At 39.5% G+C, this 24,346-nt stretch carries 21 protein-coding genes and 2 pseudogenes; 6 read left to right on the top strand and 17 right to left on the bottom strand.

Features of this window, described 5'->3' with window-relative positions; translation table 11 throughout:
• Positions 1-25: 25 nt before the first annotated feature.
• From L950_RS29840 to L950_RS09705, 6 genes are read right to left on the bottom strand one after another with little or no spacing between them, the layout of a single operon-like run.
• Positions 26-241: a hypothetical protein gene (locus tag L950_RS29840; RefSeq protein WP_197086343.1), complete on the bottom strand. Its 216-nt coding sequence runs from the start codon at positions 239-241 to the stop codon at positions 26-28.
• A 44-nt stretch (positions 242-285) separates the two neighbouring features.
• Complete coding sequence (locus L950_RS29835; protein ID WP_197086342.1) at positions 286-1,092, bottom strand: TonB-dependent receptor plug domain-containing protein; 807 nt, start codon at positions 1,090-1,092, stop codon at positions 286-288.
• A 36-nt stretch (positions 1,093-1,128) separates the two neighbouring features.
• A complete protein-coding gene (locus L950_RS09710; RefSeq protein WP_231577032.1) occupies positions 1,129-3,045 on the bottom strand; it encodes a RagB/SusD family nutrient uptake outer membrane protein in 1,917 nt (638 codons plus the stop codon).
• Positions 3,046-3,050: 5 nt separating this feature from the next.
• Entirely contained in the window at positions 3,051-3,215 is a 165-nt protein-coding gene (locus tag L950_RS29830; protein WP_197086341.1) for a hypothetical protein, read from the bottom strand.
• Between the two features lie 26 nt (positions 3,216-3,241).
• Complete coding sequence (locus L950_RS29825; protein ID WP_197086340.1) at positions 3,242-3,772, bottom strand: hypothetical protein; 531 nt, start codon at positions 3,770-3,772, stop codon at positions 3,242-3,244.
• The gene (locus L950_RS09705; RefSeq protein ID WP_197086339.1) at positions 3,769-6,219 is read right to left on the bottom strand and encodes a SusC/RagA family TonB-linked outer membrane protein; all 2,451 of its coding nucleotides are present in this window, start codon (positions 6,217-6,219) and stop codon (positions 3,769-3,771) included. Before L950_RS09705 ends, L950_RS29825 begins: the two co-directional genes overlap by 4 nt.
• Positions 6,220-6,646: 427 nt before the next feature.
• On the opposite strand from L950_RS09705, the gene L950_RS09700 reads away from it, so the two are divergent.
• The 3 genes and pseudogenes from L950_RS09700 to L950_RS32640 all read left to right on the top strand — a co-directional run bounded on the left by L950_RS09700 (position 6,647) and on the right by L950_RS32640 (position 10,704).
• Positions 6,647-10,078: a two-component regulator propeller domain-containing protein gene (locus L950_RS09700; protein ID WP_031288012.1), complete on the top strand. Its 3,432-nt coding sequence runs from the start codon at positions 6,647-6,649 to the stop codon at positions 10,076-10,078.
• Positions 10,069-10,218: pseudogene (locus tag L950_RS32645) on the top strand (response regulator); the annotation flags it as partial. The gene L950_RS09700 and the pseudogene L950_RS32645, both read left to right, overlap by 10 nt.
• Before the next feature lie 36 nt (positions 10,219-10,254).
• A complete protein-coding gene (locus L950_RS32640; RefSeq protein WP_316930592.1) occupies positions 10,255-10,704 on the top strand; it encodes an AraC family transcriptional regulator in 450 nt (149 codons plus the stop codon).
• Positions 10,705-10,854: 150 nt separating this feature from the next.
• Here L950_RS32640 and L950_RS27735 read toward each other — a convergent pair whose 3' ends face one another.
• From L950_RS27735 to L950_RS09670, 8 genes and pseudogenes are all read right to left on the bottom strand, one after another.
• Positions 10,855-11,043 carry a PepSY domain-containing protein gene (locus L950_RS27735; protein WP_262507034.1) on the bottom strand — a complete coding sequence of 63 codons (189 nt, stop codon included), beginning with the start codon at positions 11,041-11,043 and terminating at the stop codon, positions 10,855-10,857.
• A 23-nt stretch (positions 11,044-11,066) separates the two neighbouring features.
• Positions 11,067-11,870: a PepSY-associated TM helix domain-containing protein gene (locus L950_RS09690; protein ID WP_021189548.1), complete on the bottom strand. Its 804-nt coding sequence runs from the start codon at positions 11,868-11,870 to the stop codon at positions 11,067-11,069.
• A 47-nt stretch (positions 11,871-11,917) separates the two neighbouring features.
• A pseudogene (locus tag L950_RS35220) lies at positions 11,918-11,974 on the bottom strand (hypothetical protein); the annotation flags it as partial.
• A gap of 98 nt (positions 11,975-12,072) precedes the next feature.
• The gene (locus tag L950_RS09685; protein WP_021189547.1) at positions 12,073-14,385 is read right to left on the bottom strand and encodes a TonB-dependent receptor; all 2,313 of its coding nucleotides are present in this window, start codon (positions 14,383-14,385) and stop codon (positions 12,073-12,075) included.
• 29 nt (positions 14,386-14,414) lie between these two features.
• Complete coding sequence (locus L950_RS29820; protein WP_021189546.1) at positions 14,415-14,657, bottom strand: STN domain-containing protein; 243 nt, start codon at positions 14,655-14,657, stop codon at positions 14,415-14,417.
• A gap of 36 nt (positions 14,658-14,693) precedes the next feature.
• Positions 14,694-15,455, bottom strand: a complete 762-nt coding sequence (locus tag L950_RS09675; protein WP_021189545.1) for a FecR family protein — start codon at positions 15,453-15,455, stop codon at positions 14,694-14,696.
• A gap of 34 nt (positions 15,456-15,489) precedes the next feature.
• Complete coding sequence (locus tag L950_RS29815) at positions 15,490-15,642, bottom strand: hypothetical protein (RefSeq protein WP_197086336.1); 153 nt, start codon at positions 15,640-15,642, stop codon at positions 15,490-15,492.
• Between the two features lie 124 nt (positions 15,643-15,766).
• Complete coding sequence (locus tag L950_RS09670) at positions 15,767-16,261, bottom strand: RNA polymerase sigma-70 factor (protein ID WP_231577034.1); 495 nt, start codon at positions 16,259-16,261, stop codon at positions 15,767-15,769.
• 353 nt (positions 16,262-16,614) lie between these two features.
• Between L950_RS09670 and L950_RS09665 the strand changes: the two genes are divergently transcribed.
• Genes L950_RS09665 through L950_RS09655 form a run of 3 tightly spaced genes read left to right on the top strand, consistent with a single transcriptional unit; the run spans position 16,615 to position 22,594 of the window.
• Positions 16,615-19,203 (top strand): hypothetical protein, encoded by a 2,589-nt coding sequence (locus L950_RS09665; RefSeq protein WP_021189542.1) that lies wholly within the window; start codon positions 16,615-16,617, stop codon positions 19,201-19,203.
• A 44-nt stretch (positions 19,204-19,247) separates the two neighbouring features.
• A complete protein-coding gene (locus L950_RS09660; RefSeq protein ID WP_021189541.1) occupies positions 19,248-19,607 on the top strand; it encodes a hypothetical protein in 360 nt (119 codons plus the stop codon).
• Entirely contained in the window at positions 19,562-22,594 is a 3,033-nt protein-coding gene (locus tag L950_RS09655; RefSeq protein ID WP_021189540.1) for an alpha-2-macroglobulin family protein, read from the top strand. The genes L950_RS09660 and L950_RS09655 overlap by 46 nt, the downstream gene beginning before the upstream one ends.
• Positions 22,595-22,784: 190 nt before the next feature.
• Here the strand turns inward: L950_RS09655 and L950_RS26295 are convergent, their stop codons facing one another.
• The 3 genes from L950_RS26295 to L950_RS09640 form a co-directional block, all read right to left on the bottom strand.
• Positions 22,785-23,255 (bottom strand): CPBP family intramembrane glutamic endopeptidase, encoded by a 471-nt coding sequence (locus tag L950_RS26295; RefSeq protein WP_021189539.1) that lies wholly within the window; start codon positions 23,253-23,255, stop codon positions 22,785-22,787.
• A complete protein-coding gene (locus L950_RS32635; RefSeq protein ID WP_021189538.1) occupies positions 23,252-23,473 on the bottom strand; it encodes a hypothetical protein in 222 nt (73 codons plus the stop codon). The genes L950_RS26295 and L950_RS32635 overlap by 4 nt, the downstream gene beginning before the upstream one ends.
• Positions 23,474-23,550: 77 nt before the next feature.
• Positions 23,551-23,940 carry a hypothetical protein gene (locus L950_RS09640; protein ID WP_021189537.1) on the bottom strand — a complete coding sequence of 130 codons (390 nt, stop codon included), beginning with the start codon at positions 23,938-23,940 and terminating at the stop codon, positions 23,551-23,553.
• Positions 23,941-24,346: the final 406 nt, after the last annotated feature.

Genomic DNA, 24,346 nt, shown 5'->3' with positions numbered 1-24,346 from the left:
CTACCGCCTAATAAGTATTTGTCATCTACAAGAAAGTTACTGTTGTTGACAAAATTAAGGAGTTTTCGTCGTTTTCTTCAATCATGCTGATCGGTACGAGTGGAGAAAAGCGGTGTGGTCTCCCTGTTGCGGCAGCAGCCCAATAATCTGCATTGACACCCTTGGAAGTATAGAAGCTCGCTGCTGCGTCTACATTTAATGAGATGACTTTGTTTAACTTTACATCAATATTGCCGCGCATATTAAAGCGATTGGAGCTGTTGTTGTCTACTGCCTCACCAAAGTTTAATAATGATCCCGCAGACCAAAATCCAAATTGGTATAATATTGTGTCCGTTCGTTACCTCCGGAGACTTCTGCTGTGGCATCGTATCTATTGTAACTCTTTTTAATGTAGTCTGAAGAATAATAATCTACATTCGGGTAGCGATAAGGATTCTCTCCCGTGCTATGCTTATAAATATTCTCCTGTGTGTATAGATTAGGAAGTCCGTCGTTGCGTCTGGCCTCATTATAGAGGGTCATATATTCAGCAGAACCGAGATATTTAGGATAACTGATGGGGGTATTGATCCCTGCATTGGTACGAATGTTTATTTTTTGAGTACCTGCTTTTCCACGTTTGGTGGTCATGTAGATGACTCCCTTTGCTGCACGGCTACCATAAAGTGCAATCGCATTTGCATCTTTCAGTACGGAGATCTGATCAATTTCTGTAGGCATAACATTTTCGGCATCTCGAGGAAATCCATCCACTAACAGCAGATAACCTGAAGATCCCCATATGTTTCCATTATAGCCAGAAACAAGTGCATCGAGATTTTCGAGACTATAGGTTGTATAATTTTTTTCCATTAATTGAGCAAGATTAACCGCTTGGACTTCGCCCATGAGATTTTGCTTTTTGACTTTGCGAAAGGCCACTTGTATGAGCGCTGTAGTATCCGTTTGCAGGGTATCTTGTAATCCGAATCTTGCTAGTGATATTGGGGCATTGTTTTTATATGGAAATAAGCGAGATGCCGATGCGTCAAGCGTACCCAAACCGACCATACTCAGGCACAATGCTATTTTTAATTTTTTATATTTCATTGTCTCATAATTTTATGAATTGATCGCTCATTTGAGTTACCATCCAGGATTTTGTGAAAATTCAGGATACATACTGACATCAGATACTTTTAAGGGAAGCCAGTAATGCTTGCTTGTAAATTTTCGTTCTATTAATACTTTTTCTTTCATATTTACCACACGGTTTTGAGTAGGGTCAGCTGTATTAAAAGTCCCCGTTCTATCAAATTCAAGTGCAGTTTTTAGGGTGTATGGGCTTTCCGTAAGTAATAACCATCTTCTCAAATCATTGAAACGATGTCCTTCATAGGCAAGTTCAACTGCTCTTTCGCGGCGTAATTCACTCATAAAGGCATCGGAAGAAGCTAAGAATTTTGTGTTCACAGCATCGACTCCAGCACGTTTACGAATGATATTGACTGCTTCTACCGCAGTTTTATTATAATTTGCCGATTTTCCATTAGCAGAATTATTTCCCATCGATGCCGCTTCGGCATACATGAGGTAGACATCTGCCAGACGCATGTAGGGAACATAGATGTGCATATTCGATCCGTAGTCAAAAGCTCTGTCATAATCGTTTGTTGTTAAAGGAATAAATTTGCGCAGTGTATAACCCGTACGGCTACCATTCTGAATATTACGATAAGATCCATTGGTATAGAGTTGGGCGTATCGGTATTCATTTTCCGGTCTATCCTTGGGAGGTATGGTTCCTTTTATGACCTTAACGCCATCAAAGACGATATCATTGTAAAATCTTGGGTCACGTCCTTTCCAAGGGTATGCTGGATCATAACCGGACTCTGCGTCTGCTTGTGTGAAATCTTTAATCGGTAGACCGTTTGCCATTCCATAGTAATTGACATAATTGGCTGTAGGGACAAATTTGAGAGCATCGCCTTCGGTGATTAAGCTCGGCATATACTGCTTACTGGTTCCATAATGGGTGTTGTTGCCCGCATTGTAAGGACCTCTAAAGATAGCTTCAGTACTTCCTGGGAGTGCCCAATTTTCACTTATTGTATAGAAATTAAGGTGATAATTTTCAAAGTCCACCAATTTATATGGAGCCTGTCCACTTTCGGTCAGTGATAACAATTCTCCAAAAGCTTCCGCTGCTTTTTTGCAGTAATCGGTTTGATAGGTGCGGCTACCGGTCACCGTAAAATTCATCAATGGACTACCCGCCCACAGGTAATTTTTACCTAGATAACCCAAAGCCATTATTTTATTGATGCGCAGCGCGTTTTTCCCCAGTGTCCGCTTTCCCGGATTGGTATCATCCCAATTGATGGGTAAAAGATTGGCAGCTTCACGAAAATCTGCAGCGGCCAAATCTGCACATTCATGGTAATTGAGACGTGGAAGTGTTAGTTTTTCATCACTTGGCAATACTTTATTAATATAGGGCATACCGCCGAAATATTCCATCAACCGATGGTGAAACCAACCTCTAAAGAAAAGCAATTGTCCTTTGATAAGATCCCGTTCTTCCTGAGTGGCTTCGGTCATTTTATCCATATTTTCAAGACCAATGCTAATTTTTCGAAGACCGAACCAAGCAGCATTCCAAAGGTCTTTATTGATATTGCGATCGTTTCCTCCTATAAATTCCGTTGTAAAATCATTTTGTTCCATCCATCCTGCACCCCAGCCATCGTGCTGTGCCTGCCAGGCCCAAAAATTGCCATTATCGATTTTATGGATAAAGTGGTAATCGCCAGCGGTAGAGGTAATCTCGTCTTCGCCCCAGTTCCAGGAATTGGTCCAGTAGAGATTGCTGAAATTAACAATACAATGGTATAGCTCTTCAGTATAGCCTTGGAAATTATTGAAGTTTTTAAACGCTTCTTTTTCTGAAATAATAGATTGTTCTTCTTTGTCGAGGTACTTTTTACAAGAACTCATGTATGAAGAGGAAACTATAACACCAAAAGAAACAATAATTTTTAAATATTTTTTCATCATCATATCGATTAAAAAGTAATGTTCGCGCCTAGGTTAAAACGTTTGACGGTAGGGTAGGCGCCTTGTGAAGCCCATCCTGTACCTGCATAATTGGATTCTCGATCATCGGGCATTTTGGACCAGAATAAAAGGTTATGACCGTTGAGAAAGATGCGAATATGTTGAAATCCCATACGACGTATAAAATTGTTTTCAGCATTCAAGTTGTACGCAATCTCGCAGTCTTTAATCGGATATAAGATCCATCGTACATAAAACGGCTCCCGGGCGTATAGTTACTTGGAGTAGCAAGCCAACGGGGTAAAGGTACATCTGCGTCTGTTTGCTCCTTGGACCAATAGGATCCTTCGTGATAAGCTAAATTGCGCTGTCTTTCAAAACTATTCAATACGACCTGACGGGTGACATTGTTGACACCATACCATTGTGTCATGATGCTGAAGTTTTTCCAGTCAAATCCGACCGTTAGGTTGTATGTGTTCTGCGGAGTAGAGGGGTAGGAATAGGGTATATTATCTTTGGAATCGATCAATCCATCGCCATTGTAATCCAGTATGTGATAGTTACCAGGTAGTTTATTCCCATCGTTATTATCATGTATGGTACTGGCATATAATTCATCCCAGGTATTGTAATATCCGCCACCGACATGTGTATAGGTTTGACTGATCTGCTTGTCATTGAGCTTTTGATAATCAGGAAGTAATTCGGGACTGTCTCCTTCTATCACTTATCTTTGGCATGTGTAAAGTTCATATCAGCCCATAATCGCCAGTTTTGATTAATCGCTTTATTGACTTTTAACTCTACTTCATATCCCTTATTGGTCACGATGCCCAAGTTGGCTGCTGGTGCTGCGACACCGAAGTAGTCGGGTATTGCACGGTTATTTCCAGTGATCAACACATCGGTGCGCTTGTCGCTGAATACATTCACCTGACCTGAAATAATTCCTTTAAAAAATGAGAAATCGGTACCAAAGTTGAATTTTCTTACTTTTTCCCAACGTACATTCGGATTACCAAGCTCATTTTCTCTGTACCAAGTATAAGTACTGCGCTCTGGAGCCTCTCCAACAGTCCCCATATGAGACTGACCGCCATATGACCATTGTGTCAAGTACAGATAGCGCCCATTAACATTGTCATCTCCGATATCACCATAGGAAGCACGAAGTTTCAGCATGTCTATAAAGGAAATATTTTTCATGAAATTTTCTTCAGACAATAACCAGCCTATACCTCCAGAATTAAAAAATCCAAATCGGTAACCGCGGGCAAATTTTTCAGATCCGGTATAGGCTCCACTGTAATCAAGCATATACTTTCCTTTGTAATTGTAGGTGGTGCGAAATACCCAGTCTTCACGATAAAACGGCTGCATACTTCCTGTAGCATATTGATTTCGGTTGAATAGACCCATCGCTGTAATGTTATGATCGTTTGCTATTCGAGTGGCATAATCCAATTGCAACTGGTAGAACAGGCGTCTATAGGTCATTCCGTTATTTACTGCTCCCGATTGTTGAGCCCAGTTGATCCCTTCTACAAAGTCAAAACGGCTGCCATCTATATTTTGTCCGTAAACGGCTAGTCCTGTTTCTGGATCAATCCATTTACTTTGTACATTATTATACAGATCGTTAACTCCTCTTCCTGCCTCGACAAATGTATTATCGAGCGATATGCTTCCTCTCACTTTCAACCCATCGACAAACATTTTGAGATCTTGCTCTAATATAAAATCTGACGTTATTTTACTCGTAGTTGTCAGTTCTACTCCGGATGTTGCGAGTGCTTGTGCTGAGTTTATACCGACTTGTGAATCAGGTTTGTAAAATCCCCATGTGCCGTCGGAGTATCTTGGGTAAATGACGTCAGGAGGTACGGTATAGGCGGCGATCCAGTAACTGTAATCATTTCCGCCACCCCAAGGACTTTTTCTTCTTCCATGCGACCCTGCTAGATTTGCTGAAAATTTTGTGGTTGGCGTGAGCTGAAAATCTAAGTTAGACCGCATGTTTAACCGGTTAAAACCATAACCGGGTTTGTAACCGCGATTGTTATCATTTTCGCGAAACATATCGCCTTCGTATAAATAATCGGCACTGGCAAAGTATTTTACAAAATTTGTACCTCCTGCAATATTGAGGTTGCTATTTTGTGAGAAAGCATGTTTCTTGAATAGTTCCTCTGCCCAATTGGTGTTAACATACCGCTCTCTTTCTTCCAGATTGGCCGGGAAGCGGTATTTATTGATCAGATCTTGAGGTTGGTATGAAACCCAACTATTGGGAGAAAGTGCCAATTCGTTTTCGATGACACGATTGCGGAGCATCATGGCATCATATGAATCCATTTTCCCGGGCAATTGGGACACTGTTTTTATGATATTATTCACCGTACCTCTTACGGAAGCTTTTCCTTCTTTACCTCTTTTAGTGGTAATGAGAATGACTCCGTTGGCTCCACGTACACCGTATACGGCAGTAGCGGTTGCATCTTTTAATACGGATACGGTTTCAATCGAACTGATATCGACACTGCTCAAAGGACGTTCGACTCCATCTACCATGGTTAATGGATCGGTATTGTTCCAAGTGCTGCGTCCGCGAATCACAATCCGTGGATCTTCTTCTCCCGGCATCCCGGTACTTGCTGTCGTGACTACCCCAGGGACATTACCGGTCAAGGCCGCACCAACACTGGCTACACCGCCAGCTCTTTCTAAGACTTTCCCAGAGGTTTGTGTCACTGCTCCCACGACAGTTTCTTTTTTCTGGGTGCCGTAACCCACCACAACAATTTCGTCAATATCGATATTGGCACTGTTGAGTACGATCTGTAATTCATTTTTATTATTAATTTGGACTTCTGTTTTTAGGTATCCAACTTTGGTAATAACCAGGGTATTCCTGTTTTTGGGTACCTGAATAGTGAAAGAGCCATTTATATCTGTTGAAATTCCTGTTGTTCCTTCTTTGACTTTAACGGAAGCATTTTCTACTGCTTGTTGCTTTTGGTCAACGACTGTACCCCGGATTTGTCTTAGGTCTTGTGCATATAGCGGCGATGTTGTTGCAAGCAATAAGAGCAGAAGTGCTGAGGTATAGAGCAGGAAAATACCCCATAGTTTTTTCTCATACCAAATGAGTGTGATGGTATATTTAATCATCATAATAATTTTTACTGTTTAGTTATTGGTTTGAAATCATAAATCGGTTTGCTCCATTGTAGCGCATTGATTAAAGGTGATAGTGATCTATCATAGTAGGTTTTAGGGACTGTTCTGTGTGCTCATAATTTTATTTTAATCTAAGTGGTTTGTGTAAATGCCATGCATAAAATTTCCAGTTGCTATTAGGTAGGTTAGGTCTAATAACAAGTAGTGAAATTTATTTTTGACGGTTGGTTTATAATTACTAATTCAAAACTAGCTGATGTAACATTCTCGTTGAGGTAAGAATGTTCAAATGATGAGTAAGTATGTTAAAATTGGATTTAAATCATCAAATAATCTATTTTTTTGATAGTTTAGGATAACGGTGAACGCTATTCAAAAGTATTGTTGTACACCTTTAACCATTATCTTATTAAACCTAAATATGTTGAATATATTGAAGTGTAAAATTATTATTGTTATTACCCTAATTTTCTGCTCTATTGCTAACGCGCAGGAACTGCCGTATTCATTTGAGCATTATACGATAAAAAATGGTTTATCGTCCAATACTGTTTTTAGTACTTATCGAGATAGTTATGGTTTTTTATGGATTGGAACTGAAGATGGGTTAAATCGATTTGATGGATACACGTTTAAAGTTTATCGTTATAATGCCGATGTAGAAGCGGGTTTGAAATCTAATCATATCACAGCTTTATGTGAGGATAACCTAGGACGTGTTTGGATAGGTACCAATGGCGGAAGCTTAAGTTATTATGACCGTAAATTGGATAAAATTGTCAGTTATGATAAACATGTGGATGGTAAATGGTTGAGTACCGCAATAACAACCATTAATACGGATATTGCAGGGAATATCTGGGTAGGTTCATATGGTGGACTCTTTATTATCAATGTCAAAGATATTGGCAAACCACTTGACGTACGCTATACCGATATCGAAAAGAAGTTTTTCAAAATGACCTCCAGATATATTTTTAGAGACAGTCAAGGACGCATGTGGATTGCCGCTGAAAATAGAATATATCAGTTTGCATCGAATTTGAAAGAAAGTAAAGTTTATCCTGCTCAGGATCCTTTGACATCTGATAAACAACTCATGGAACTGACCTGCATTGAAGAAGATGAACAGAAACGTATTTGGGTTTCCTCACTACAAGGACTTGTTTATAAGGGTGATCATGAAGATCAGTTTTCTTTGTTTCAAGAATCGGGGGGAGCTAAATTGGGGAGTAAACGAATTTACAGTATTGCTAACGATACTAAAGGTGGACTTTGGATTGGTACGGATAATGGATTAGGCGTATTGAATACAGAGAATTTTGAGCTTAAAATTTTTAATAAGGATCCTCGAAATATTAGAAGTATAAGCCATAAATCGGTCCGTTCTGTTTACGTGGATAAATTTGGAATTTACTGGGTGGGTACCGTACAAGGAGGTTTGAATAAATTTGATGTGAATCTCAATCAGTTTAACCTTAAAACGATCGACAGTTATGGGAAAAATGAGGTCAGTATGATCACTTCATTTTTGCCTTTTAGGAGTCAGGTTCTGCTAGGTACAGATGGTGGTGGTCTTTATCGATATGACCGTAGCTTGGATAAGCTGACAGCTATTCCGATTGGAGATCAAAATCTAACGGTTTTAGCATTGAAAAATGGAGATTCTCCTGGCGATATATGGCTGGGAACTTTTGGTAAGGGAGTGATCAAGTTTAATTTGGAAACACAATCACGTACGCACTACTTGACAGGATCTGGGGAAAACCAACTTAATAATAATGAAGTTTTTAGTTTAGAGAAAGATATCTATGGTGATATCTGGGTAGGTACAAATGGTGGTGGAATCAACGTGATTCAGCTTAAAAATGGAGTGGTTAAAAAATTTCGTCGTTCTGACAACCCCAAAGCGGATGAGATTGCACCTTCTGCAGATTTTATCCGTGCATTGAGAAAGGATCACGAAGGTAATATGTGGGTAGGTACCTACGGAGCAGGTATCTTTGTATACAATCCATACACCCGTAAAACCGTGTATTATAATAAAAATGCAAACGCTTTGCCGAACAATTATGTGTTATCGATCTATACTGACCGGGCTGGAAATGTGTATGCAGGTACTAATGGCAATGGAGTCGGGTTGCTGCAAAAAGATGATAAGCAGTTTAAAACGTTGTCTGAACGGGAGGGTTTGATCAATGATGTAGTACAGAGTATTGTTGAAGATAATACTGGGAAAATGTGGTTCAGTACGAATAAAGGATTGAGCTGTTATGATCCCTTGCAAAAAACGTTTAAAAATTATGCCTATTCTGTTGGACTACAAGAGGGCGCATTTGCGATAGGGGCAGGTCTCATGCTACCTGATGGAGAAGTATATTTTGGTGGTCAAGAAGGATTTAATCATTTTTATCCTAAAAATTTAAAAATTAATACAAATCCTTCCAAACCCGTATTAACGGAATTAAAGATTGATAATAAGGTGATTAAACCTTCTGAAGAAGGCATACTATCTGAATCATTGTTAACGGCAGAAAGGATCAATTTGAAGTATAAACAAAACTTTTCAATTTCATTTGCTGCATTGAATCTGACGGTATCAGAAGACAATCAATATCAATATCGCTTGAAAGGGCTTGATAAGGATTGGATTAAAGCTAATGGGGATCACGCTGCTTATTACACCAATCTGGATCCAGGAGAATATACATTTGAAGTAAAAGCGAGTAATAACGATGGGATATGGGATGATGAAATCAAATCTATAGTTGTTTATGTTGCACCTCCCATATGGTTAAAAGGTTATGCATTTGTGTTTTATGGCATTTTGCTTTTATCGGGGTTATATTGGTTAAAGAGTCGCGGTGTGCGGAAACTAAAACAAAAGTTTGTTTTGGAACAGGAGCGTCGAGATGCGGATAATCTCCATCAGTTGGATCAGATGAAAATAAAATTTTTGACTAATTTAAGTCATGAATTTCGAACGCCTATTTCTTTAATTACAGGTCCAATTGATATTCTACTACTTAAGGAAAAGGATAAGGAAACTTCGCAACAGATCGCGCTTATCAAGCGTAATGCCCACCGGTTGCTTAATCTTGTTAATCAATTGCTCGACTTTAGAAAAATGGAAGAAAATGAGCTTAGATTGCATAATACGAAAGGGGATTTAGTATCCTTTGTAAAAGATATGTATGACTCTTTTAGTGATATGGCCATTCAAAAGGAGATCAACTATCGTTTTATTTCTTGTGAAGATCATGTACTAACCGCTTTTGACCATAATAAAATTGAGCGAATTATCTTTAATTTATTATCCAATGCGTTTAAATTTACTGCAAAGGGAGGTCATATTTCTGTGTATATAAAATCGGTGGAAGTACAGGAGGAGGGTGATAAAATAAAAGTTAAAATGGTAATCAAGGATGATGGTATCGGTATACCAAAAGAATCGCATGAAGCGATTTTCGAGAGTTTCTACCAGCATGATACACAGGGTAATATTTTGAATCAAGGATCTGGAATCGGTTTGTCAATCGCAGATTCATTTGTTAAAATGTATGGTGGTAAACTTTACGTGGAGAGTGAACCAGGCTTTGGAAGTGCTTTTTCTTTTGATCTGTTTTTAGAAAAAATGGAGGTCGTTAATGATGAAGTTGTACAGACTGTTATAAGTGTCGAACAGGATAATGTTGATCCGCATATTCGTCTGAGACCCGTTGTATTGATTATTGAGGATGACGATGACTTTCGGGGTTTTCTAAAAGTAGGCTCGATCCTTTATATCAAACTTGCGAAGCGTCAAACGGCCAAGAAGGATGGCAAAAAGCACTATTTCATCACCCCGACATGATTATTTCTGATGTGCAGATGCCAATCATGAACGGTATGGAATTGACTCAAAAGCTGGTGCGGGATAAACGGACAAAACATATTCCTATTATCTTATTGACAGCTTCAAGAGTAGAAAATGGTTTAGTCTGCGGTTTAGAGTCGGGAGCAGTAGATTATATTTCTAAACCATTTGATATGGCTGCATTATTAGCAAAAGTGAATAGTTTATTGCTCCTTAATCAAGCTTTTAAAGATACTTATAGTAAGCAGCTCTCTTTTGTGTCACCAGAAGTTGAGGTGATGTCAGAAAAGGAGAAGTTTTTACAGAGCGTATTTGAATATGTTTATGAAAATTTAGATAATCCACAGTTATCTGTTGAGTTATTGAGTAGTCACTTGTCCATTAGTAGAACATCGTTGTATAATAGATTACTTGAATTTTCGGGTATGAGTCCTGTAGATTTTATACGTTCGGTAAGGTTGGAACGTGCAGCAAATTTATTGGAAAAAAATAGTAACTCGATATCGGAGATTGCTTATGAGACCGGATTTTCAAATCCGAATTATTTTACCAAAGTATTTAAGGCAAAATATAAAATGACACCGTCGGAGTATATACAGGCACAAAAGAATCTGGTGAAGTAATATTATTGGCGCGAATTAAGTTGCCGGGAAAGGTTAGGAATAATATTAATTAAGGAGATTTAGATAAAAGGAATTGATTAGTAAAAAGGCTTATCTGTAATGGGATAAGCTTTTTAGCATTAAGAAAATGAACGGGTTCCTAAGCTTTATTTACGCTTTCTTTTTTTTCTTTTTACGTCGATTGTACCAGATGTAGAAACCGGTGACAGGTAGGCTGGCGGCAATCAACGATGCCAAAAATACCAGCATCTTGCCCGGGATTCCCAGGATACTTCCTAAGTGGATGTCGTAATTTAAGGCCCGCATTTTCTCACCGTAATTTTTACTTGAAAAATCGATTGTTTTTTGCAGATGACCCTTCTTTACATCGTATTGTCGGATGATAGAGGCATAACTTTTTCATAGCGGATATACACGTTTAACGGTGCTTCTTCCTTCTGTGGGAAATAAAAGTAATAGGCATGTGCATCGGGATAGGTTACCTGTACTTCGTTCAGAATGTTATCGTAGACAGAAAGATTTGTATTGAAATGAGCCTTTGACTGAATAGGTTTTGCCAGAACTGTTTCCGGAGCCTTATTTTCGATTTTATTTAGTACTTGCTGTACCGACTCATCAAACCAGGGGAAGGCCCAGATCATACCGGTCAATCCCAGAATTAAAGCGATCGTGAAGGAATAGAATCCTAGGATATTATGCAAATCGTAATTTTTCCGTTTTATGCCGGTTTTATTTTTCCAGCGAAACCAAAACCGAACACGTCTTGCTTTTTTGTTTTTTGGCCACCACAGATATAGACCTGTTAATAGTAAGAGCACAAAAAATAGCGTTGCAGTGCCTACAATGGGTTGGCCAATGTCATTTTTGAACAGCAATGACCAGTGGAGGTAGAGTATGACCCTGAAAAATTCAAATTCAGCATTTTCACTGTATACGTTTGCTGCGGTATAGGGATTGATGAAAACAGACTCATAGTATTTTTTCTCGTTCCAGTACCAGATTCCATCGTTATCATCTTCTTTATATGCCCTAAAATGCCAGGTCCGTTGTGGATTGTTTTCAATTTCTACGGCCGAGACCTGTTTTTCAGCACCCCAATGCTGTTCTGCGTGGTCCAATAAGGTTGAAAATGACTGACGCTCATGATCTGGACTCGTGGACTCCACGTAAAATGACTTTTATAAACTACGGGTTTGATTTCATCAACAAATGCCAATATACAACCGGTTATGCCCAGTATAAAGACGATAAGTGATGAGAGTAAACCCATCCAAAGGTGTGTTTGATGTAATATTTTCTTTAGCACAATTTACGATCTAATAAAGCAGACCGCTCGCTAAAAGCGGTCTGCTCGTTGCTATACAATTTTTAGAAACGATAGGAAAGGTTTGCCGCCACACTGGATGGTGCCTGCAAATTGCCCCAGCTGTCCCAATATTTTTTATTAAAGATATTGTTCGCTTTCAATTGAATTCCCCAAGCTTGTTTGTTATAAAACACAGTTGCATCGGCCAGCGTATAGCTGGGAATAAAAAAGGTATTTGTCGAAGCGCGGTACATTTTATCAACATAGTTGACTCCGGCACCGATACCGAGACCTTTTACTTTTTCTTGGAAAGTGTAAGAAGCCCAAAAACTGGCGACATTTTCAGGCGCAAATTCTGCCTTGTTTCCTTCAACAGCAGTATCAGAAGCTTTGATGATGCGATTATCATTATAGGCATAACTTCCGATGATGTTCAGTCCTGCGATGGGGTTTGCAATGACCTCCAGTTCTGCACCTTTGCTCACCTGCTTTCCATCCTGTTCGGTAAACATGTCCGCATTGACACGGGTGGCATTATCAATCTTGATATAATAATAGCTGGCCGTCAGACTTAATTTTTTATGAAAAAGCTCCGATTTTATTCCACCTTCTGCTTGATTGGCAAATATTGGATCTATGACAAATCGATTTCCATCTGGCTGGATGACCGGAGCAACATTTTGGAAACCACTCATATAATTGGCAAATGTAGAAATACGCTCGGGAAGAATCTGATACACCAATCCTAATTTAGGCGCTAATGATGTTTGTTTGAATCCTTCTTCATCTTCCACTTTGTTCCGATTGAAATGATCAACACGTAGTGAAAGCATGGTCGAAAGACGTGGCACGATGGTGATCATGTCGGATACATATGCACTGAGCGTTTGTTGCGAAGGAGTGGGGTACGGTGCAAATTCGGCATTTTTATCGATTTCCTGTCTCAACAGGGGCGTGAATTTTTGGGTCACATCTACTTTATCGAATAGCTGTATATCTCCGAAAAGGAAACTGCTGCTGAGGGTTCTATAATTGGCTCCGACCAGCAATTTATGTTTGATACTTCCTGTGTTAAATTCGCCATTGATATTTTGCTGAATATTTGCGTATCCATTATAGACATCCTTATATATGGATGCGGCTCTGGTAACCTCTGTAGGAGAACTGACGAGCACGACACGCTGATAGCTGTGGTCCACATTTTCCGAAACGTACGAGAACACGGTGGTTGACTGGAACTTATCCGATATTTTATATTTTGCCTCAGCAAAGATCCTAGAAGCGCTATTTTGTACATCGGCATCGCTATAATACAAGCTTTTGCGGTAATCCAACTTCAGATCTTTAGGTTGAAGTACATCTTTGGCCCGGATAACAAAATTATTGGGCTGTGTATTGTGAACCTTTAGGTATTCGGCATCTAAGTTTAGGGTCAGCTTCTCATTGACCTGATAGCTTAAACTAGGTGCGATTAAAAAGGTATTGTTAAAAGCATCCGAGAGGTAACTTCTTTCCTTATGGATAGCGGTATTCAAACGAAATAGGACACTTTTGTCGGCCTTTAATGGCGTATTGAGATCTATGGATAAACGGTTTAAGTCATAGCTCCCCGTGGTGTAGTTAACTTCTGTACGCTTTGCTTCAATTGGTTTTTTCGTAACGAGATTGACTACGCCACCAAATGAAGATATGGATGCTCCAAATAGTGTTCCCGATGGACCTTTAAGTACTTCTATGCGTTCTACATTGGCAAGATCCATCGCAGATCGGTCCGAAGTGGACTCCATACCGTTGCGGGCATTAATTCCTGTACTAAATCCTCTTAAATGGGCACTCAGTCCGCCAGAAGGATTGATCACGGGCACAGTACCACCTGCATTCCGCATGGCTTCGGCGATGGTATAAGAAACTTGTTCTTTCATCAACTGCTGTGTTACCACCTGATAGACCTGCGGATTCTCCAAATTGCGCAGTGGCATACGGGCTACAAAAGGGGTCTCTTTATTTGCAAAGCGGTTTTTACGTTCGCCGTTGACCACTACTTCCTGTAGTGCTGTAGCATCTTCATAGAGCACAAGGTTGACTGTAGATGTTTTATTTGCTTCAATATGTACCTGTTGCTTTTGGGTCAGCAAGCCAACATATTTTGCTTCTACGGTATAGCTGCCGGCTTCCATATTACTGAACGAAAATTTACCGTTTTCATCGGCCTGGACTTGTCTGCCCGCAAGGGAGATGCTCACATATCCAGCAGGGTGACCATCGCTGCTGTGTACCTGTCCGTTCAGATTGCCTTTTCCAGAAGAGGGCTGTAAATTAATGCGATTTCCATTGGTCTCTACGCGTTTTACAGCATCGCCCAGAATCTCCTGCAAAATTGTTTCTAAGCGTGCGTTTTGCAGGTTTACCGATACTTTTTTTGTGCGTCGATCAGGTTTGGGCTGTAGATAAAAGAACAGCCTGTTTTTTCTTCAATTTTTTCTAGCGCCTGCGCTATCGTTTGGTTTTTGATTTGGATGCTGACCTTGGTCTGGAGGATACCCTGTTGCGCCTGTGTCAATAGACAGGAGAAAGAAAGTGCTAATAAAAGGCTATTTTTTTTCCATGTTCTGGGAAATAGCGGTGTGCTAAGTAGCAAAAAGTTCATATTTTTACAAATGTGATTAAGTTAATGTATTTAATTTCATCCCCCGGTGGACAATTTTGGCGATGCGTACACCGGGTTATTTTTTGCGGATCGATTATCTATATAAGCTGACCTCCTTATCTTTGATGGTATATTTGATGGAGGTTGCAAAACTGATATCATGTAAACTGATGCTAAAGAAGCCTGCTTAAACTTCCCTCTCACCTGATCATTCAGTATTGCTGTGTTGTGACAGGTGATCTTTACATTATACCAGCGTTCAAGTTCCGGAATCACCTGTTTGATGGTTTTGTTGTCGAATATAAGTTGTCCTTCCATCCAGGCAGTCGACAGTTCACTGTTTACGGTACTTGATTTCATCTTTCCTGCAGCATAACTGCTTTGCATATTGGCTTTTAAAATAAGGGTGTCCGGACAATTTGCTGCGGTAAATTGTACTCGTCCTTCTTCTACAGTAAGCATATCGGACTGTCCGGGACGGCTTAGCAAATTGAATCGGGTACCCAGTACGCGGGTACTGGTATTTTTAGTCTGGACAATAAAAGGTCGTTTTGGATCTTTGCTCACCTCAAAAAAAGCTTCACCATCTAAGGTCACTTCTCTTTTCGCTGCATCAAATTTTTCGGGATAGCGTAATTTTGTTCCCGAATTGAGACTTATGGTCGTTCCATCGCTGAGGATGAGTTTTTGTTTTTTTCCAAAAGGTACTTCGATCTGTACAAAGCGGGTGGTTACGATCGGTTCTGCTGTTATTTTATCCGATCGAAGATAGAGCCAAGCTGCGGATAGGATACTCACGATACTGGCTGCTGCGACGAGTTTAGGCCAGCGTCTACGGGTTGATTTTTCTGCAGAACGTATCGGGGATATCAGCTTGATGGCGAATATTTTGCCATAAGATCGCTTTTTTCTCTTCAGGTGTATAGTTACTTTTCTTGCGTGGAAATTCTTCCTCAGGAATACCATCAGCCATCCAAGCTTCCACAGCTTGTTTCTCAACAGGTGTGCACTGGCCTGACCAGTATTTTTCTAAGAGCTGATGATCGATTTTTATATATTTTTATATACCAGTCGTCGTTTAGCTGTTTTACCCTTAGTCTACAAAAAAATTATTTTTGTTCTGATGTAGCGATCTTATTTCTCAGGAATTTTAGGGCTTTCGTGAGATGTGCTTCGACAGTCTTTTCGGACAAAGACAATGCTTCGGCAATTTCGGGTATGCTTAGACCGCTATTGCGGCTCAGGGTATAGACCTGACGGCAACGGCAGGGTAGTCGGTTGACCAGGCCATCTACAAAATGATCAAGATCTCTGAAATAGATGGTCTCCTCTGTGTTGTTGATGCTGTGGCAGAAGGTCTCTGTCAATTCATGTGTCTGATCGATGCGCTTATACTTTTCACGGTAATAATCATTGATCCGTATTCGCGCAGCGCGAAAGAGATAGTGTTCTATCTGAATAATTTCTTCCATCACTTCTTTACGTTTCCAAAGCGAGCAGAAAATATCCTGTACCATATCCATAGCGATTTGCTCATCATTACAATGGTGTTCACAAAAATCAACAAGTCGATTCCAATAGGCATCGAACCACTCCTGAAATATTTGTTCAGGTGGTTTTTTCTGATTGTTTTTTTTGTAAAAAATAGTTTAAGGCTCACTAAGCAAGTCGTTTTAGATAGATAGGTTCAAATATAGGTTTTAATCTGGAATTGTTCTAAATAAAATTAAATTTCACTGATTTTAATATTTAGATGGCGATTATCTCCTAACATGAATTTGTGCTGTACAACATATTCCTCCCGATGAGGAATTTTTCACCGAGATTATAGCTTCTGACGCAGGTTTTATTGGGAAATTTTGATATCTCTGCACGAAAATTTGTGCGTATAATGAAGTATAATGTGTGTGTTTGGAAAATTTATCTATTTTTAAGGGAATTTAGTCAATACCTTTTTATGAGTTGGAAGTCAATTATCGTTAGTATTTTAACCTTTTTGTATTCGATCGCCTTATTTGGGCAGTCTGCACTGTTCAATAGTCAACGTCAATCTTCGGATTATTATATCTATAAATTAAACCCCGAGATTTTAAAAAAGATCCATATCGGAGAAGTAAAATTTAACGAGGATATGCTGACCGATTTTGTTCAAAAAGGAAAGTATCGTAATCAAAAACTTAATTTGCCACGTGGCAATTATGTGGAAGTCCGTGCTGATGAAAATAACCTGGTATATGATGAATTTATCATTGATGATCTGTATGCTAAGGTCATTCCGACCGAAGCATTTGCGGTTTGCTTGTACGATTCATTGGGTAATATGATAACCGATGCACACCTTTCTTTGGGCAAGAATAGGGTCTCTTATGATCGGAAATTGGGCTATTATCATGCTGCTAATGCGAAAACAGGTGATATCGTCAGCATCTTGCATAAAGGGGTGTATCATTATCTACGTGTAGAAAAGAACTGGCCTTATGAAGAAAAAGTATCCTTTTGGCAAGGTGTGAAAACAAACTGGCAACGGACAAAATATAAATTTAAAAGGATTTTTCGTAAGAAAAAAAGTTTTGATAACCAAAGCTTTATGGTATTCAATAAGCCGATGTATAAGCCCAATGATCAGGTGAAATTTAAGGCTTATCTCGAAGAGGGTAAATGGAAACCAAATCTAGATTCGGTGGAAGTACATGTAGTGGGCAATGCTAAAGATACGGTCATCACAAAACTTGCTCCCTATCGCCCTGGCATGTATGCTTTTTCTTTTGACTTAAATGCAGGACTGGGACTTACCCTAGATAAATATTACCGTGTTTTATTGAAGTCTAGCAAATCTAAGCAAGTGCTGCTTGAAGAGTCATTTCGATATGAAGAATATGAATTGAAAAGTCTCACATTTAGCATGAAATCTGATCGGACGGATTTTGCAAAAGGGGATAGTATCCGCTTGAAGTTAAAGGTTGTCAATGAGAATGATATGCCTATTTATGATGGTCGAGTAGAATTGAAAGTTGTACCAAACTCTTACCGTACAGGAAAGATGAAGGCCAACCAGGTGAATTTTGTTCCAGATACGTTATGGCAGACAACGGTATCTCTTACTGAAGTCGCGGAAAAGGAAATCGTTTTGCCCGATTCGATTTTTCCATCAGGCATTGGTCTTCCTTTTCAGGTTATAGGTACCTACCTCAGTTCGGACAATGAGCGCCATGAAAAAATACTGCAACTTAATTTACTCGATACGGAAAAAGAAATTCGTATCGACGTTAAAGAAGGGCAGGCTGAGATTAAGTATTTTGAAAAAGGTGTTGAAAAATCAAGCGATGCTCAGATCGAATTATTAGGCGAAAACAATGAAATGTTGCGCGTAGAGCAGGTTCGTTTACCACATAGCATGCCAGTCGCATGGCAGGCAACAGAAATAGGAGTCGAAGCGAATGGAATTTCCGAAATCTTGGATTTGGAACAGGAACAGAAGGAGCAGTTTAGTTATCGTTTTTACCGCACGACCGATTCGGTATTATTGACGGTGAATAATCCGGCTGCTATTCCTTTTTGGTATCAGGTGAGGAAAGGTAAGAAGATGGTTTTGTCGGGTTATGCGACTCAATTAAACGAGGCAATTTCAGAAAAGGGAAAAGACGGGTATAGCATGCAGATTACTTATCTTTTTACAGGCCGTGCCAAAGTTATAAAGGAAGATCTTCCTTTTATGCAGAAAAATCTGAATTTAGAGGTCAATACAGCGACAACGGTGTATCCTGGTCAAAAGGCTGAGGTGCAATTGTCTGTGACCGATAAAGTGGGCAAACCTGTGCCGGATGTGGATATTACGGCTTATGGGTTTACAACAAAATTTAGAAATACGAGTACTCCAAATGTCAAGATTGGCGGGCTGATGCTGTATGCTCAACCGTTCCAGAATTTTAATTTTGATCTGGATGAAGCCCATGTAAGACACCAGGAGGCATTAAAGGACTGGGCGAGATGGTCTAAAGAAATGCAGCTTGATACGATTGCTTTTTACCAATTTTTATTTCCTAAAGTTTATTATCAGGCGTCGCAGCCGGTCGCGGAAATTAAAAGCCAAATTTCTCCATATCTGGTGGTAAATGGCTTGGTACAAGGGGTTCATATGATGTGGATAGATGGTGTTTTGACTTATGCGAAACAGAGTCAACACCATGATGATTATATTTTTGAGATCTATCCGGGACAGCATGAATTTAAATTCAGAACACATGACAGGGAGGTATTGGTGAAAGGGTTCCGCGTTGAAAAAGGTCGGAGCATGATCGTGTCCTTTAATATAGGGCAGGATACAATTGGATTCAACTACCCTGATGAAGCGCTCGGTAAAGGACAGATCTTGGTCAAAATGCTGCCCAAGGACGATGTTGGAAAGCTCAAAGATACCGAAGTCACGGAACTCAAAAAACAGTTGATTTCCGTAACCAATAATTTTGGAGCTTGGCAATTGCCAAATCTAAATGTGCCTATCGAAATGCCAGGTTATATCCAGACTTCAGGCGATCTTTTTATCTGAATCCATTTCCGAACAGGACCTATAACAGTAGGCTTAGGACTCAAGTGTCAGCACCTGTTTTGGTAGGTCCGTTTCCGCGTACAGAAATGTATAATGGCGTGCCCAAAATAGTAACATTAATCGTGGATACGACATCAATTGGACGTTTTGAAATAGAAGGCGGCTATCAATATACCCTTTATAAGCAATACCAAAAGTTGAAAAGTTTTGATGCGGACTATATACGAAAAGATGCACCTTACTTTAAACCGCAATTGGATTTTAAGAGAAAATTATGGACGCGTAATGATATTCATCAAAATGTGGCGAGTAAATTTAAGGAGGCCATGCAAAATAATAGGGGAGTCGCGCAATTTGTTTGGCCAAAAAAGATTCCAAAGAACCAACTTTTAACCTCAATTTAAGTTATGGTCTGGATGCTGAACAAAAGCTTGTCAAGCCTGCTCTTATTTTCGTAGAACCTGCAAAAGCGGAAGACCGTAGGTATTATAGACTGTATTATGGAGCTGAAAATAGTTTACGTAATTTACCTGTCGGGGATATTATTTTGCATGTGGTGAAAGACGATTCGACAGCCTATAGTTTGGCTGTAACGTTAAAATCGAATGGCCTAAATTACCTGAAACTAGATGGTTTTCAATGGAACCAGCGATCACCTCATGCTGCAGTGGCTTATAAGATGATCCGTGATGAAACCGTTGCAAACAGGGTATTGAATCCGCTTCGTGATTCTATTCTTTATGAACAGCAGGGGCATGGTCAAGTTCTAAAAATAAACAAGGCTGAATTTATTGCAAAGCGTAATAACAGCTCCTCTGTCAGAATTTTGGTTTATGATGGTGATGCGCCGGTTATCGGGGCTGCTGTCAAAAATATGGGTACGAAACAGCAGTATTTTTCCAATTTTGATGGTAGCATCGAATTGGATCTTACGGATGAAAAAACGGTACAGTTGCAGATTAGTGCAATAGGCTATACTCCTGCGGATATCAAGGTGTCTGTGGGTAAGGATTATTTTGTTGAGTTGAAGGCGCAAGACAATCAATTGGATGAGGTAGTTGTGATGGGTGTGACTACCCAAAAGAGGGTAAGTATGACCGGTTCTGTCCAGACGATATCGTTAAATGCTTCACAATCGTTGCAAGGAAAGGTGAGCGGTATCTTGATTCGAGGTATTAACAGTACGGATGCTGGTGCAAAACCGTTGATATTGGTGGATGGTGTGGTGTTCGAAGGTGATCTTACTTCTTTCGATCCGGCTATAATTGCTTCCGTGAATACGGTAAAGGATCAATCCATGATTGCCTTGTACGGCGCAAGGGCTGCCAATGGGGTCATTATGGTACAGACCAGAACTGGAACTGTGGCTGCAGTACAGCCGAATGTTTCCATGCCTTACCTCGAATCGGGTAATACGATGCGGGTCAACTTTCATGATGATGCTTTCTGGAAACCGAAGCTCAAAACAGACGCTGCAGGGAAAGCGAGTTTTGAGACCACTTATCCAGATGATATTACCAATTGGAGAACAATCTTTATTGCCAAAGGGGTAAAAGATTTTGCAGATACCAAAGAGCTGAATATTAAAGCCTTTAAAGCTGTTTCCGCACACTTGGCAACTCCACGATTTGCTATTCGTGGCGATCGGTTTGCCGCAATAGGTAGAATAGTAAATTATCTTGGTGATAGTTTGGATGTAATACGGACGATCTATAATGGGCTAGATTCCATAAAAACGAATTTGAAAATAGCGAAGTCATACCGTGATCCGATTGCTGTTCGGTCGGAGAAAGGCGATAGCTTGCAGCTTTCGTATGTGATCGGTCTTTCTAATGGCTATTTTGATGGGGAGAAACGAAGTATTCCGATTTTTGAAAAAGGACTGGAGCAGCATCAGGGTGATTTTAAGGTGTTGAATGGAACGGAAGAATATCAGTTAAAAACATCATCTGAGTTAGGAGAAATCACCGTTCATGCTGAAGCCAATTCATGGGAATTTATCCAGCGTGAAATCGCACATATTGATGCTTATAAGTTTTTGTGCAACGAACAGCTGGCATCAAAATTAAGTGCGCTACTTTCTAAGAAAGCGTTAACCAAACTTTTGGGAAAACCGTTTGAAGAAGAGAAAAAGATCCTTGACCTTTTGAAAGAATTGCAGAAAAACAAGAATACAGTTGGAGGTTGGGGCTGGTGGAATAAAAGTGAAACGGTATCATGGATCAGTAATTATGTCGTTTCTGTGCTATTGGATGCCGAAGATGCGGGTTATCGTACGGGGTTGACGAGAAGGTTGTATATCGAACGGGAGGAGGAGAGCTTGAAAAGAAGTCTGGCTTCTTTGGACGTTCTTTGGAATAAAGATAAACTTAATATGGCCAAGGAAGGATTGTTTAATTCATTGATGTTCCTAAAACGACTGGATCCTAAATCGGATTATAAACACTATTTCCTTGCTATTGATGGAAAGTTGAAGAGTAAATCAACGAAGGATATATTGCTTAAATATCTGTTGATGGCTAAATTGGGGATCGCAGATGCTCATGCCGCAGATACTGTGCTGAAATATGCTTCAAAAACAATTTTAGGTGGTATGTATTGGACTTCGGGAGGTGTTTCTGATAAGAACGAAAGGATATTTTTGAATCCAACCGAAACACATACGGAAAATACGCTATTGGCGTATGCAGTATTGAAAACAATTGGAGGGCATGAATCGGATCTGGAGCTTATTCGAAATTATTTCTTTGCACAGAAGCAACGGGGTAACTGGAGCAATATCTATGAGTCTTCACGGATTATTCGAAGTATTCTTCCAGACTTATTGAAAGAAGGCGAAACTTTTCAGGCACCTGTAGCAATTGTGAACGATAAGCGTATTACTGCATTTCCTTATACGCAGAAATTTGCGCCGACTGAACAGATTCGTGTGCGGAAAGAAGGGACAGGACCGCTGTTTCTGACGGCATATCAGAACTTTTGGAATGCCAATCCTGCTCTTGAAAAAAATAAGGGCTTGACTGTTTCTACTCGATTTAAAGATGCAAATGGTCCTGTCACCACCTTAAAAGAAGGTAAACCGGTTAAAATTGAAGTTACTGTATTATTGTCAGGAGAGGCCGAATACATCCAGCTTGAAGTTCCGATTCCTGCGGGTTGTACTTATGAAAGTAAATCGCCTGGATATTACCGAAATGAAGCCCATCGGGAACATTTCAAGGATCGGGTAGTTATCTTTTGTCCGAAATTGAATAAAGGGGCGCATACTTTTGAAATTGAGTTATTACCACGATACACGGGGGTGTATACGGTAAATCCGGCAAAGGCGGAGTTGATGTATTTCCCTGATTTTTATGGTAATGAAAAGATGAATGAGATCGTGGTGGAGTAGTTAAATAAAGGTTTTTTACAATTTTATAATATAAAATGGAGATACCTACGGTATCTCCATTTTTTGTTTGATCTTTTAAAGATAAAAATCGAGCACTGTTTAATTTAAAATTAGAAGTCTGGCGCTCGACCTTTATTTACTGTTCCTGTTTTTAAGCTCTCTTAAAACAGGAGTATGGTATGCTAGAGTTTTAGCTTAATATAACTTTTTGTGCATTTTGCTGGTTTTTTCTAATGACCAGCGCAATGATCCAGATGGACAATAATGAAATGAGTAAGATGATTTTTAGGGTATTCATCTCCAGGAAAAAATTATTGAGCGAGTGGAATGCAGCTACTGCTAATAAGGAATGGGTATTATTGGCAACTTTTCCAATTCCCCAGCTGCCAAGGATTAAAATCCCCAGAAACAAGAGGTTTGAACTTGTAAAATCAAAGTTCAGGTGCCAGATAAACCAGAGTACAGCCACGATCAGAACATTTAAAAGTTCCGGTAATGGCTTAAGCTGTTGCTGTAAAAATCCGCGCCACCCGATTTCTTCTAAAAGACCATAAATTAAGATTGCGGTAATCGCTTCAAAAGATAGGGTTCCTTTGATAGCATACTCCGTACCTAAAATTAGGATAATGGGTAATGCCCAGTATAAGAGAAAAGGGATCATGATGTTGCTGTAGTTCCTTTTAATGTTAGAACGGGTTTTATTTTAAAGAGAGCGAAGACGGCTAATGCGGCAATGGTGGGAGAAATACCCTGTAGGATGATTTTAATAAATCCGCTTGATATACCGTTCAATAAATCGGTTTTATTGGTCAGATAGCGAAGAAGAACGGCAATGATAAAAAACGTCAGGACAGCGAGATAATTTACTTTATTTTTCATATACAATGGCTTTATTGAATGTCCAAAAGTAGCAAGATGATTTCGCTAAAAAATTGACGAAAGTTAAGAAATGTATACTACAGTTTTTTTTTTCTAATTCTGCTCAGACTTTCAGCTGCTATACCGAGATAAGAGCAGATGATTTTTAATGATGTTCTCTGGAAAATCTCAGGACGCTCTTTGATTAATTTTAAATATCTCTCGGTAGGGCTGAGCGTCAGTAAATTAATCTGTTCGGATTGTTTTCTGATGAACATGGCATCGGAAATAGCCTTGCCAATGATTAGGCCTGTAGTAGACCTGGAATATAAAGCATGCAGATCGCTATGGCTGATCGACCATACGAGCGATTCTTCTAAAGCCTGCGTCTTGATAACTGTTGATGATTGAGTAAGAAAGGATAGGTAATCACTGAATAATTGTTCCTCGTAATATAGGTTAATGCAGATATCTTTTTCCTCTGCCAAAACAAAGTGTGCAACAGAACCGCTAATTAATATGTTGATGTATTTTTCTTTACTATGATAATCTTTTATTAACTCATTTTTTTAAAGGTGCGCACCTGAAGATATTTTTCAAATTCAGTCCATAGTTTCAGGTCAGCTTTGTAAAATGGGTCAAATATTTCTTTTACTCGTTGCGGTGTAGGTTGCTCCATAAGTAGTCTTAATTCTTGATATTTTTTAACAGTTTATCATCCGTTGAACAGTTGATGAAATATCGGTCAACTTACGAAATATTTTCTTTATATAAACTCGTCTGTTTAGGAAAGTGAGCGGAAACGTTAGTTAAATAATAAGGAGGTTCGAATATTGAACCTCCTTATTATTTAAAATGCGAGTTCATAAGGTTTCGGGGTAGGTGGTTGTGAGC

The sequence above is a fragment of the Sphingobacterium sp. IITKGP-BTPF85 genome, from assembly GCF_001006065.1.
Lineage (GTDB): Bacteria > Bacteroidota > Bacteroidia > Sphingobacteriales > Sphingobacteriaceae > Sphingobacterium > Sphingobacterium anhuiense.
Note: the sequence above shows the minus strand (reverse complement) of the source record. Positions and strands in the feature narration are given on the sequence as shown.

Excerpts from the sequence above, each read along its gene's own strand:
- L950_RS29840 (WP_197086343.1), bottom strand. The coding sequence starts at position 241 with ATGCGCGGCAATATTGATGTAAAGTTAAACAAAGTCATCTCATTAAAT.
- L950_RS29835 (WP_197086342.1), bottom strand. The coding sequence starts at position 1,092 with ATGAAATATAAAAAATTAAAAATAGCATTGTGCCTGAGTATGGTCGGT.
- L950_RS09710 (WP_231577032.1), bottom strand. The coding sequence starts at position 3,045 with ATGATGATGAAAAAATATTTAAAAATTATTGTTTCTTTTGGTGTTATA.
- L950_RS29830 (WP_197086341.1), bottom strand. The coding sequence starts at position 3,215 with ATGGGATTTCAACATATTCGCATCTTTCTCAACGGTCATAACCTTTTA.
- L950_RS09705 (WP_197086339.1), bottom strand. The coding sequence starts at position 6,219 with ATGATGATTAAATATACCATCACACTCATTTGGTATGAGAAAAAACTA.
- L950_RS09700 (WP_031288012.1), top strand. The coding sequence starts at position 6,647 with ATGTTGAATATATTGAAGTGTAAAATTATTATTGTTATTACCCTAATT.
- L950_RS32640 (WP_316930592.1), top strand. The coding sequence starts at position 10,255 with ATGGCTGCATTATTAGCAAAAGTGAATAGTTTATTGCTCCTTAATCAA.
- L950_RS29820 (WP_021189546.1), bottom strand. The coding sequence starts at position 14,657 with ATGAACTTTTTGCTACTTAGCACACCGCTATTTCCCAGAACATGGAAA.
- L950_RS09665 (WP_021189542.1), top strand. The coding sequence starts at position 16,615 with ATGAGTTGGAAGTCAATTATCGTTAGTATTTTAACCTTTTTGTATTCG.
- L950_RS26295 (WP_021189539.1), bottom strand. The coding sequence starts at position 23,255 with ATGATCCCTTTTCTCTTATACTGGGCATTACCCATTATCCTAATTTTA.
- L950_RS32635 (WP_021189538.1), bottom strand. The coding sequence starts at position 23,473 with ATGAAAAATAAAGTAAATTATCTCGCTGTCCTGACGTTTTTTATCATT.